The organism is Inquilinus sp. (assembly GCF_039594555.1).
Lineage (GTDB): Bacteria > Pseudomonadota > Alphaproteobacteria > DSM-16000 > Inquilinaceae > Inquilinus.
In genome coordinates this window covers 1-11,228 of sequence record NZ_JBCNNF010000226.1, presented here as the reverse complement: position 1 = coordinate 11,228, position 11,228 = coordinate 1, and the positions used below count along the sequence as shown (strand labels likewise).

Annotated in this window: 11 protein-coding genes; 9 read left to right on the top strand and 2 right to left on the bottom strand. The window is 69.0% G+C overall.

Features of this window, described 5'->3' with window-relative positions; genetic code table 11:
- Positions 1-61: 61 nt before the first annotated feature.
- Complete coding sequence (locus ABDW35_RS22255) at positions 62-1,096, bottom strand: Gfo/Idh/MocA family oxidoreductase (protein WP_343716072.1); 1,035 nt, start codon at positions 1,094-1,096, stop codon at positions 62-64.
- Positions 1,097-1,131: 35 nt separating this feature from the next.
- The gene (locus ABDW35_RS22250; protein WP_343716071.1) at positions 1,132-2,409 is read right to left on the bottom strand and encodes an ABC transporter substrate-binding protein; all 1,278 of its coding nucleotides are present in this window, start codon (positions 2,407-2,409) and stop codon (positions 1,132-1,134) included.
- 653 nt (positions 2,410-3,062) lie between these two features.
- Between ABDW35_RS22250 and cpaB the strand changes: the two genes are divergently transcribed.
- The 9 genes from cpaB to ABDW35_RS22205 form a co-directional block, all read left to right on the top strand.
- Complete coding sequence (cpaB, locus tag ABDW35_RS22245) at positions 3,063-3,980, top strand: Flp pilus assembly protein CpaB (protein WP_343716070.1); 918 nt, start codon at positions 3,063-3,065, stop codon at positions 3,978-3,980.
- Complete coding sequence (locus ABDW35_RS22240) at positions 3,977-5,338, top strand: type II and III secretion system protein family protein (protein ID WP_343716069.1); 1,362 nt, start codon at positions 3,977-3,979, stop codon at positions 5,336-5,338. Before cpaB ends, ABDW35_RS22240 begins: the two co-directional genes overlap by 4 nt.
- 6 nt (positions 5,339-5,344) lie before the next feature.
- The gene (locus tag ABDW35_RS22235; RefSeq protein ID WP_343716068.1) at positions 5,345-6,529 is read left to right on the top strand and encodes a hypothetical protein; all 1,185 of its coding nucleotides are present in this window, start codon (positions 5,345-5,347) and stop codon (positions 6,527-6,529) included.
- Between the two features lie 10 nt (positions 6,530-6,539).
- Positions 6,540-7,877, top strand: a complete 1,338-nt coding sequence (locus ABDW35_RS22230; protein ID WP_343716067.1) for a CpaF family protein — start codon at positions 6,540-6,542, stop codon at positions 7,875-7,877.
- Positions 7,874-8,818, top strand: a complete 945-nt coding sequence (locus tag ABDW35_RS22225) for a type II secretion system F family protein (RefSeq protein ID WP_343716066.1) — start codon at positions 7,874-7,876, stop codon at positions 8,816-8,818. Before ABDW35_RS22230 ends, ABDW35_RS22225 begins: the two co-directional genes overlap by 4 nt.
- A gap of 4 nt (positions 8,819-8,822) precedes the next feature.
- Positions 8,823-9,737 carry a type II secretion system F family protein gene (locus ABDW35_RS22220; protein WP_343716065.1) on the top strand — a complete coding sequence of 305 codons (915 nt, stop codon included), beginning with the start codon at positions 8,823-8,825 and terminating at the stop codon, positions 9,735-9,737.
- Complete coding sequence (locus tag ABDW35_RS22215) at positions 9,734-10,504, top strand: tetratricopeptide repeat protein (RefSeq protein WP_343716064.1); 771 nt, start codon at positions 9,734-9,736, stop codon at positions 10,502-10,504. Before ABDW35_RS22220 ends, ABDW35_RS22215 begins: the two co-directional genes overlap by 4 nt.
- Positions 10,501-10,824 carry a hypothetical protein gene (locus ABDW35_RS22210; protein ID WP_343716063.1) on the top strand — a complete coding sequence of 108 codons (324 nt, stop codon included), beginning with the start codon at positions 10,501-10,503 and terminating at the stop codon, positions 10,822-10,824. Before ABDW35_RS22215 ends, ABDW35_RS22210 begins: the two co-directional genes overlap by 4 nt.
- Positions 10,821-11,228: pilus assembly protein TadG-related protein (locus tag ABDW35_RS22205; protein ID WP_343716062.1), on the top strand; the 408-nt coding region annotated here is incomplete at its 3' end. The genes ABDW35_RS22210 and ABDW35_RS22205, both read left to right, overlap by 4 nt.

Here is an 11,228-nt window from a genome sequence, read left to right as displayed (position 1 = left end):
CGCGTTCCAGACCAGCAGGCGGGGGAGGGCCATGTCGGAAGTCTCCAGGGTTGGGCTGCGATCAGGGCAGGGTCTCGGACAGCGACACCCATGTGCCGTCCTGGGCGCCCGACCGCATGCAGGCGAAACTGGTGGCGAGGGAGTGGATGTTGTCCTCGCCGGAGGTGAAGTAGCGCGGCGGCTTGCCACGCACGGCGTCGGCGAAGGCGTTCAGCGTGCCGGCACGGTCGACCAGCGCCATCGGCTCCAGGGCCAAATCCTTGGTGGTGCCGTCGGGCCGGCGCAGCATCACCTTGTCGGCGACGGCACCCTCCCGGCCGCGCGCCCACCAGACGAGCTCGCCCTCCTCGCACTCGATCGCCCATTCGCCGGTCCAGGTGGTCGGCGTGCCGCGGGAGACCCAGGAGCCGCTGTAGGACACCATCAGCCCGCTCTCGAGGGCCAGCAGCGCATGCGCCGCCGCGTGGTCCCGGAACGGGCTGTCCGGCGTGTTCCAACTGCGGCAGGCCACCCGTTGCACGTTCTCGCCGAAGATCATGCGCATCAGGTCGAAATGGTGGATCGCCATGTCCAGCAGCAGCGGGCCCGGGATGTCGTGATAGCGGTGCCCAGTGACCTTCCAGTTCTGCCGGAAGTCGATCAGCGCCGACAGCGGCCGGCCATAGATGCCGTTGTGCACCAGGTCGGCCACCATCCTCACCGCCGCCTGGTAGCGGTAGTTCTGGCTGACCATCAGCACCCGGTTGGCCTGCTTGGCCAGGGCGATCAGCTCCTGCGCCTCCTCCAGCGTCGAGGTGAAGGGCTTTTCGACCAGCACGTGCTTGCCGGCCTTCAGCGCGGCTTCGCTGACGCTCTTGTGCCCGGCGGTCGGCAGCACCGCCAGGACGCCCTCGGCCTCGACACCGGCGATGGCGGCGTCGAGGCTGGGGAAGCACTTCTGCTCGGCCAGGCCCAGCGTCTCCTGGGCCCGCTTCAGTACCTCGGGGTTGGCGTCGACGAAGCCGACGACATCGACCGCCTTGACCTGCGGCAGGATGGTGTGGGCCCAGTTCATGCCCCAGCCGCCCAGGCCGACCTGGATCACCTTGACCGACACTTCCGTCTCCTTCGTCGCTCGAGTTTGTGTGATGCCTACCAGCGGCCGCCGCGGCTCAGCCGGTTGAGGTCCTTCTGCAGCTGCGCCAGGTTGGCGGCGCCATCGCCCTGCTTCGACAGTGTGCTGTGGACCGCGTTCCAGAACAGGGACGAGACCTCGCTGTAGCGCTCCCCGGTCACCGCCGAGGGGCGGGCCACGGCGCTCTCCAGCACCTGCCGCGTCACCTTGAAGAAGGGGCGCTTCTCCAGGATCTCGGCATCCTCGTACAGCGCCGGGATGGTCGGCTGGTAGCCGCCCTCCAGGGCGCGGCGCTTCTGCTCGTCCCGGGAGGTCAGGTAGACGGCGAAGGCCGTCGCCTCCTTGGGGCTCCTGGAGTATTTGGAGACCGCGATCTGCCAGCCGCCGAGGGTCGCGGCGTTGCGCGCGCCCTCGCCGTCGCCCTTCGGCAGCGGGGCATAGCCAACCTTGCCCTTGACCGGGCTGTCGCCGGCTTCCGCCAGGCTGGCGGCATAGGGCCAGTTGCGCATGAAGGCGGCATTGCCGGACTGGAACACGCCTCGGGCGTCCTCCTCCATGTAGTTCAGCACGCCGTCGGGCGCGATCGTGCCGATCCAGGAGGCGGCGGTGTCCAGCGCCTTGGCGGCCTGCGGGTTGTTGACCGTGATCTTGCCGTCCGGCCCGACGATGCTGCCGCCGCCGAAGCTGGCGATCCATTCCAGCGCGTCGCAGGTCAGCCCCTCATAGGCCCGGCCCTGGAAGACGAAGCCGAAGAAGCGGTCGTTGCCGGCCTTGCGCTCGCCCTCCTGGATGGTCCTCGCGGCGTCGGTCAGCTCGGCCCAGGTGGTGGGGGGCTTGAGGCCGTATTTCTCCAGCAGGTCCTTGCGATAATACAGCAGCCCCATATCCGTATACCAGGGCAGGGCCAGCAGCTGGCCGTCGCGGGTCAGCCCCTGGACGATGCTGGGGAAGTACTGATCGATGGTCGACTGGTCGACCTGCTGCTTCAGGTCGATGAAGTGGCTGCCCAGGATGCCGGGCCAGATCACGTCGACCTGGAACACGTCGATGTCGGCCGACTTGCCGGTCAGGAACTGCTGGTACAGCGCCAACTGCTCCGAGGTGGATTGCGGCGCGGCGACGACCTTGACGGTGTTGCCGGTCTTGGCCGACCAGGCCTTGGCGGCCTCGTCGCACAGCCTGGACTGGATGCCGGTGGAGCCGCAGGCGAAGGTGATCTCGGCACCGAGCGCCGCCGGCGAGGCGGCCAGGGCGAGGGCGAGCGCGGCGAGAACGGTCAGGTGCTTCCCGGACATGGTTCCTCCTGTTGGCTCGACGAATGGATTCTGGCGTCCGTTGCAATCGTTTTCAGATTAGTGGGGCAGGGATGTTTGGCAACCGACATTCGCCGGAGGCGCAGGCTGGTTTCGCCAGAGCGCCGTCTTTGATCGGCGCTTCGGCCGATAAGGTGGCGAATCGGTGGAGGAGCCGTCCAAGCCTCGGCGATGGACTTGCCGTGGGTCGTGCCGGTGCTGAATCCACAACCTCCGGTCGTGGCGCCTGTGCCACGACCTCGATATTTCGCGGGGCTTACATCGATAAAAAAATGGACATAAATAAATATTCCATATATTTCGATATAGTCTGCAACTCTCGGTCGGGCTTCTAGGAATACACTCCGGCGGGATCTTGAGGTCTATTTCATGCATAACATTTTATGCTGGTTTTTCTGCTTGGCGATTTCTAGTAAGAATGGTGCTTGATCAGGCTGAGGCGCAATAAAGCTTGTGCCTTCGCTGGATCTGTGCTACATAGTCGGGTATTAATGCTAGTTTAGCTAATCTTTTAAGGAATGCGCGAAATGACCGAATACTCTAGAGTTCGCAAGCGTTAGCCGGGTAAGGTTCGAAAAATGCCGCCCGGTCCGGCGGCCTTGTGGTTTTGATATGCCTATTGAAGCCCCTCACCGATGAACACGAATGCGCTGACAAGAGCTTATCTGGTCCTCGGGGGGCTGGGGGCGGTGTCGCTGATCGCTTATGGCGTATACAAGGCCTATCTGCCGGAAGTTGCGGTTCCCGCGCCTGCGCCCATCGTCCAGTCAGCGCCTGCCGACATCAAGGTGGTCGGCGTCATGACGGCTGCCCGATTCATCGCGCGGGGGCAGGTGATCGCCCGCGAGGATGTGACCACCACTTCGATCGCCGGGACGGTACCCTCCGGAGCCCGCACGGCGAACGGCGACGTGGTCGGCAAGGTGGCGACGGCCGACATCCTGCCGCAGCAACTGCTGCTCGATTCCGCGATGTCCGCCGATCCGGCCAAGGCGGGCCTGGCTGCACTGGTGCCCGCCGGCTATCGCGCGATCAGCATCCTGACCAATGACGAGATCGCGGTCAGCCAGTTCATCCGGCCGGGCGACAAGGTCGATATCCAGTTGGTGCTGCCCGACACCGTCTTTGCCAAGCAGGGCATGGCGGAGCGGCCGGAAACCGACATCAGCGAAGCGCGCACGGTGCTGCAGGACGTCCTAGTGCTGACCGTCGGCGCCACCCTCGGCGATCCGACGCTGGCCCAGGCCGCTGCCGAGCAGACCGCCAGCACATCCGGTCGCCGCAACGATCCGTCGCGGACCATCAGCCTGGCCATGACGCCGGACCAGATCGCCAAATTTGCCCTGGCCCGCAGCCTCGGCGCCTTCTACCTGTCCCTGCGCGGTCCCGACGACCTGCAACTGATCGGGGACAACACCGCCAAGCTCTCCGACATCCGCGGTCCCACGCCACCGCCGGCCGCGCCGGCGACGCCGCAGAAGCGCCCGATCGAGCTGATCGTCGGCGACCGCACTCAGCTGATCTACCCGAAGACGTCCGGAGAGCCGCGATGAGGTTTGTGGTCCGCCTGCTGTATGTCGCGGTTCTTGTCCTCGTCACCCAGGTCGCGGGGGCTGAGGAACTGCGGCTCGGCGTCGGCGCCCAGCGCGTGATCAACCTGCCCGCCCCGATCACCCGCATCGTCGTCGGCCAGGGCGGCATCATCGACGCGACGGCCCTGAACGAGGACCAGTTGCAGATCACCGGCCTGCAATCCGGCAAGACCACGCTCAACATCTTCACCGCGCAGTCGGACCAGGGCGTCGCCTACGACGTCACGGTCGGCGGCGCGACCGTCGCCCTGCCCACCATCCCCGACCGCGGCGACCCGGCCCGGCAGATCCGCAGCCAGCCGGGGCTGCAGGGGGTGCGGGTCAGCCGCGACGGCGACACGCTGGTGCTGTCCGGCACGGTGCCGGACCTGGACGCCCATGCCCGGGCCTCGAGCATCGCCCGCGCCTATGGCGGCAACAACGTCGTCGACCTGACCCGGGTCACTGGCAATCAGATGGTCGCCGTCGACATCCAGTTCGCGGCGGTGTCGGCCACCACGCTGCGCGCCCTCGGCTTCAACTTCTCGGCCCTCGGCGGCAGCGACTTCCAGGGCGCGCTGATCGGCCCCAACACCTATCAGAGCTTCAACTTCACCGGCCGCAACCTGTCGATCTCGGCATCGCCGGCGCTGACCAGCGCGTTCAACCTGTTCCTGGCCGATCCGCGCAACGGCATCCTCGGCCTGCTCAGCGCCTTGTCGCAGGCCGGCCTGACCCAGCTGCTGGCGCAGCCGACCCTGCTGGTCCGCTCGGGCGACCATGCGGAGTTCCTGGCCGGCGGCGAGGTGCCGATCCCGGTGCCGCAGGGCGGCGCGTCGATCGGCACCGTGACCATCGAATACCACCAGTACGGCGTGAAGCTGGACATCGCCCCGGTGGTGCTGTCGGACAAGCGCATCGTGCTGAAGGTGGCGCCCGAGGTCAGCGAGCTCGACTATGCCAATGCCCTGGAATTCCAGGGCTTCCAGGTGCCGGCCTTCCGCCGCCGCTCGACCTCGACCACGGTGGAGCTGGGCAACGGCCAGAGCTTCGTGCTGGCCGGGCTGATGTACAGCAACAGCCAGATCAACGAGAGCAAGTTCCCCTGGCTCGGCGACATTCCGATCATCGGCGCCCTGTTCAAGAGCACCAACAACCAGCAGGAGCGGCAGGAGCTGATCATCGTGGCCACGCCGCGGCTGGTCACGCCCTTGGCCCCGAACCAGATCCCGCCGCTGCCGGGCGTGGACACACGCAAGTTCAACCCGACCGTCGGCGACATGATCCTGAATGTCGATCAGGTGCAGGATCACCTCGCGCCCTACGGGCTGATGCGGTAGGCGGCCATGCACAGGATCAGCGTCGCCACCTCCGACACCGACATCGCCGCCGCCCTGATCGCGGCCCTGGACGGCGTTGCCGCGGTGATCCGCTCGGCCCCGGACACGGCCTCGCTGGTCGAGCTGTGCGGCAAGGCCGAGCTCGACCTGATCCTGCTCGACGCGGACCCGGTCTCGGGCTTCGGCACCGCGCTGGCGGATGCGATGCGGTCGGTCATCGCGGCCGATCCCGGGGCGCCGGTCGTCGTCCTGGGCGACGAGGCCGATGCTCGCTCGGTGCTGCGGGCGATCCGCGCCGGGGCGACCGACGTGATCGACCGGGATGCGCGCGGCGAGGTGCTGGGCGGCCAGATCGGCCGCCACCTCACCGGCGCGCCGCGCGGCAACGACGCCGGCAGCGGCGCCCTGACCCTGGTGATGAGCGGCCAGCCGGGCGGCGAGGGCCTGTTCGCGGTCAACCTGGCGGTCCTGCGGGCCAAGGCGGCGGGCGGGGCGCTGCTGGTCGACGGCGCGCTGCCCTCCAGCGAGGCCGGGGCCGCGCTGAACGTGCCGCTGAACTACACCATCCGCGACGCGGTGCAGGACCTGGCCCGGTTGGATCGCACCCTGCTGTCCTCCGCCCTCGGCCGGCACGAGCCGTCGGGCCTGCATGTGCTGCCTCTCGCCGTCGCGGGCGAGGAGGTGCACGACATCGCCACCGAGAGCATCGCCTCGATGCTGCTGGTGCTGCGGGCCCTGTTCGGAGAGATCGTGCTGAATGTCGGCGGCATCCGCCACCCGGGCCTGCTGGCGGAGTTCGTGCGCGCCGCCGGCCGGATCTACCTGGTCGCGCCGCAGAAATTCACCGCGGTGAAGGCCTGCCGCGACCTCCTGATCCAGATCGGGCCCGGCGCGCCGGTGCTGGAGCGCATCACGCTCGTGGTCGAGGACCACATGCCGGGCATCAGCCTGACCGACGAGCAGATGCGCGACGCGCTGGGCCTGCGCCGCTCCGTCCGCCTGCCGGCGGCGCGGGTCGAGCTGCTCAACGCGCTCAACACCGGGCGGCCGCTGGTGCTGGACCAGCCTCGGGCGGCCTACAGCCGGGCGCTGCAGGCGCTGGCCGCCGTCGCCGGGGCGCCGGTGGTGCCGGGCGCGGCTCGGCCGACGCCGCGCGGCGTCGGCCTGTTCCGCCGGCTGCGGACGTCGTGAGGAGGGGACGATGGCGGGTCTGACCAACGGCGTCGGCGTCAGGACGGGTGGGGAGGCGGAGCTCGCCGCGGCGGAGCTGCGCACCACCGACGCTTATCAGCGCACGAAGTTCGCGATCTTCAACCTGGTGCTGGAGCAGCTCGAGGCGCTCGGCATCAACGCGGAATCGGCCAGCCAGTCGATGATCCGCGACGGCATCGAGCAGGCGATCACCCGCTTCGCCGCCAAGGAAGGGCTGGCGCTGAACGCCGCCGAGCGCGCCCTGCTGGCGTCCGAGGTGCAGAACGAGGTGATCGGCCTCGGCCCGCTGGAGCCGCTGCTGAAGGACCCGTCGATCGACGACGTGATCGTCAACGGCCCTTACCGGGTCTATGTCGAGCGCGGCGGCCAGATGGCGGCGGTGCCGGTGCGGTTCCGCGACACCGCCCACCTGATGAACATCATCCAGCGGATCGTCAGCCCGATCGGCCGCCGGGTGGACGAGGCGACGCCCTATGTCGACGCGCGCCTGCCCGACGGATCGCGGGTCAATGTCGTGATCCCGCCGATCGCGCTGGACGGGCCCATGGTGTCGATCCGCAAGTTCCGGGTTCAGGCCATGGGCGCGCAGGACTATGTGCGCCTCGGCTCGATGAGCCAGGAGATGATGAGCTTCCTGGCGGCGGCGGTGCGCTCGCGCCTCAACATCCTGATCTGCGGCGGCACCGGCTCGGGCAAGACCACGCTGCTCAACATGCTCAGCGGCTACATCGACGAGAAGGAGCGGCTGATCACCATCGAGGACGCCGCCGAGCTGCAGCTGCGGCAGAGCCATGTGGTGCGGCTGGAGACGCGGCCGCCCAACCTCGACGGCAGCCGCGAGGTGACCGCCCGCGATCTGGTGCGCAACGCTCTGCGGATGCGGCCGGACCGCATCATCCTGGGCGAGGTGCGCGGCGCCGAGGCGGTCGAGATGCTGCAGGCGATGAGCACCGGCCATGACGGGTCGATGGCCACGATGCACGCCAATTCCAGCCGCGACGCCTTCGGCCGGCTGGAGATGCTGCTCGGCTTCGGCGGCCTGGGCGGCGATCCGAAGACGGTGCGCCGCTATATCGCCAACAGCGTCCACATCGTCGTGCAGGTCAACCGGCTGGCGAACGGCAAGCGGCGCGTCACCTCGGTCTCGGAGCTGACCGGGATGGAGGGAGACAGCTTCACCCTCAACCCGCTGTTCAGCTTCGAGGAGCAGCCGCCGTTGAGCGGCCAGGGCGAGTTCCGCACCCTGTCCGCGCGCCCGTTCTACGCCCACCGCCTGGTCGGCGCGCCCGACCTGCGGCTGGCCGCGGCGCGGGGAGGGGCGGCATGACCGGCTTCGCCTTCCTGTTGCTGGGCGTGCTGGCGCTGTTCGTGATGGCGGGGATCAGCCTGGTCGCCGGCCGCCGGCAGCGCCGCCAGCAGCAGCAGGTGCAGGCCAGGCTGGAGCTGCTGCGCAGCGCCGTGCCGGAGCGGACCGGGGAGGCGGTGGGCGGCCGTCCCGCCGGTGCCCGGCCGGTGCCCGCCGGGCAAGGCGGGCCGCGCTTCCTGCGGCTGTGGCTGAACCGCGCCGACATCGTGCTGCGGCCGGACCGGCTGGTGCTGGCCGGGGTCCTGGTGATCGCCGCCACCATCGCCGCGGCCTGGCTGGTCAGCCCGATCGCCGCCGCCGCCATCCCGGTCCTGGCCGTCGGCGCCACAATCTACGCCCTGCACGCGCTGGCGACCCGGCGGATCAACGCCTTCCTGCTGGGCCTGCCCTTCTTCCTGGACGCGCTGCGCCAGCTCCTCATGGTCGGCAACTCGATGCAGCAGGGGCTGCTGAAGGCGGCGGAGAACACGTCGCCGGCCACGCAGCGTTATCTGCAGCCGATGGTCCGGCGCATCAACAACGGCGCGCCGATCCCGGAGGCCATGTCCTGGCTGGCCGGGCGGCTGGAGGTGCCGGAGCTGTTCATGCTGGCGACCGCGACTGAGGTCAATTTCCGCTACGGCGGCCGGATGTCGGCGGTGCTGGCCAACCTGGTGCAGATCCTGCGCGAGCGCACCCGGGTGGAGCGCGAGCTGAAGGCGGCGACGGCGGAGATCCGCTTCAGCGCCATCGTTCTTGGCCTGATGCCGTCGGTGGTGCTGGTAATGATCTCGGTGATCAAGCCGGCCTACATCATGTTCTTCATCCATGCGGAGCAGGGGCCGCGCCTGGCCTTGATCGCGGTCGGGCTGCAGCTGTTCGGCGTGCTGGTCATGCGTCGCATCATGCGGCTGGAGTTCTGACGCCATGCCGGTCTTCAGCCTCGAGCTCGCCTTCATCGTCATCACCGCCGGCTCCAGCCTGCTGCTGCTGGGTCTCGGGCTGCGCGGGACGGTGGGCGAGGCGCGGCTGAAGCGGCGGCTGACCCGGCTGTCCGACCAGCCGCAGGACGGCGCGGCCGGCCTCCAGCTCGGCTGGCTGCAGCCCTTCGCGCCGGTCCTGGTCGGCGGCGCCAAGGACCGTGAGGAGATCCTGCAGCTCCTGCGGGCGGCGGGCTATTACGACCCCAGCGCGCTGATGGTGTTCGCCGGGCTGCGCTTCGCCGCGGCGCTCCTGGCCATTCTCGGCGCCGGGCTGGTGCTGTGGCTCCTGGGGATGTGGTCCGGCGTCGCCCGCTTCTACCCCCTGGCGGCCGGCGGCGTGGTCTATATCGCCGCCAAGTTCGTGCTGCGCTCGCTGGCCTCGGTCCGGCTGCGGCGGGTCAGCGCCGAACTGCCCTTCGTCCTCGACGTGCTGCTGCTGATGCTGGAAAGCGGCGTCAGCCTGGACCAGTGCTTCCGCACCGTGGCGCAGGGCGAGGGCAACGCCATGCCGCATGTCCGCCAGTCGATGCGGGTGCTGGTCGAGGATCTGCAGCGCGGCATGGCCTATGACCAGGCGCTGGACCGCTGGGCCGACCGGCTGGGCGTCGGCGGCATCCGTGAGGTGGCGGCCCTGTTCAAGCAGACCCTGATGTACGGCACCGAGTTGGGGCCGGCGCTGCGTGAGTTCGTGCGCGAATTCGCCGACCGGCGCGTGTCCTCGGCCAAGGAAAGCATCGGCCGCAAGACCACGCAGATGACCATCGTGATGATCGTCTTCATGATGCCGGCGCTGTTCATCGTGCTGGTGGCCCCGGCCATCGTCACCATCCTCTCCACCCTGACGGGACTAGGCCGATGACGCGAAACCCCGCCCGCCTGGCCGCCCTCCTGCTCTTGCCCTGGCTCTCGGCCTGCGGCCTGTTCGGCGGCAGCCAGACCGTGCATCGGGAGCCGTCGCCGGCGGACACGCTGCCGCAGGCGGCGCCGCTCGACGCGGAGAATTCGCGCGACCTGTATCTCGGCATCGTCGACAAGCTGCGCCAGGGCGGCAAGTCGCGCGCCGCGCTGGCCTATCTCGACGATTACGACAACCGCCACCCGGGCGACGCGCGGGCGCAGGTGCTGCGCGGGGACGCTTTCCTCGACATTCAGGACTATGCGCGCGCCGAGGCGATCTACCGGGAGCTGCTGGAGGGCGACCAGGCCCCCGCGGCCTATGACGGTCTCGGCCGTGTCGCGGCCGGCCGCAGCGATTGGGCCAAGGCGCGGGCCTATTTCCACGAGGCCGTGCGGCGCGAACCGATCAACGTCAAATACCTGAACGACCTCGGTTTCGCCGAGATGCGGATCGCCTCCTACGATGAGGCGCTGTTCACCCTGCGCCAGGCGACCGAGCTGGCGCCGGAGAATGCCCAGGTCCGCAACAACCTGATTCTATGCCTCGACATTTCCGGCCAGGGCGATGCCGCCAAGGCGATGCTCGGCCGGATCACCAACGCCCAGGAGCGGCGCGCGGTCGAGCAGATGCTGAAGACCGCCCGCGGCCAGATGCGCGGTCCGACCAGCGCCGGCACGGGCACGGTGGCGCCGCGGCGCCTGGCGCAAGCTTCGGAGAACCAGCCATGATGCGAGCATGCCTTGCGGCGTTGGGCGCATGCGCCCTGTTCCTGCCGGCCGCGGCGCCGGCCCAGCAGCAGCTGGTGCAGCCGAAGGCGCCCGACTGGTTCGAGAGCAACCGCGCCCTGCAGGTGATCCAGGCGCAGCAGCGCCCGCATCCGGGCCCTGGCGCGCCGGCCGGCCTGTCGGGGGCGGAGGCCGGTCAGGTCTATTCCAACTTCATCCAGGACATCGGCAAGCCGCTTCAACCGCTTTCGGGCAACAGCTCCTATGGGCCGCCATCCGGCTTTGGGGGCGGCATGGGGTCGTCATCGGGGGGGCTGCCATGATCGGGAGATTGATACGTCGCGGATCGGGTGACGGGGGAGCGATCGCGCCCTTCGCGGCACTGATGCTGGTGCCGCTGATTGGGACGGCGGCGCTGGCCACCGATGTCGGCCTCTGGTACGCGCAGCAGCGCCACCTGCAGGTGGCGACGGATGTCTCGGCGCTGTCGGCCGCGCTGAAGATCTCTGACGCCACGACGATCGCCGGCAATCTGCTCAAGGCCAACGGCTTCGAAACTAGCAGCCTGACCTCGGCCGTGCCGGGCGTGTACTGCCCCGAGGGGGCGAAGCCGGCGGATCGCTTCAAGCTCGGCCTCACGGCCTGCGAGGCCGGTGATCCCGCGCCGGACGAGTACAGCGCGGTGCAGGTCACGGCCCACACCACGGTGCCCGGCGTGCTGTCGCGG

Coding starts and splice junctions, on each gene's coding strand:
- cpaB (WP_343716070.1), top strand. CDS start 3,063: ATGAACACGAATGCGCTGACAAGAGCTTATCTGGTCCTCGGGGGGCTG.
- ABDW35_RS22215 (WP_343716064.1), top strand. CDS start 9,734: ATGACGCGAAACCCCGCCCGCCTGGCCGCCCTCCTGCTCTTGCCCTGG.
- ABDW35_RS22235 (WP_343716068.1), top strand. CDS start 5,345: ATGCACAGGATCAGCGTCGCCACCTCCGACACCGACATCGCCGCCGCC.
- ABDW35_RS22220 (WP_343716065.1), top strand. CDS start 8,823: ATGCCGGTCTTCAGCCTCGAGCTCGCCTTCATCGTCATCACCGCCGGC.
- ABDW35_RS22230 (WP_343716067.1), top strand. CDS start 6,540: ATGGCGGGTCTGACCAACGGCGTCGGCGTCAGGACGGGTGGGGAGGCG.
- ABDW35_RS22250 (WP_343716071.1), bottom strand. CDS start 2,409: ATGTCCGGGAAGCACCTGACCGTTCTCGCCGCGCTCGCCCTCGCCCTG.
- ABDW35_RS22240 (WP_343716069.1), top strand. CDS start 3,977: ATGAGGTTTGTGGTCCGCCTGCTGTATGTCGCGGTTCTTGTCCTCGTC.
- ABDW35_RS22210 (WP_343716063.1), top strand. CDS start 10,501: ATGATGCGAGCATGCCTTGCGGCGTTGGGCGCATGCGCCCTGTTCCTG.
- ABDW35_RS22225 (WP_343716066.1), top strand. CDS start 7,874: ATGACCGGCTTCGCCTTCCTGTTGCTGGGCGTGCTGGCGCTGTTCGTG.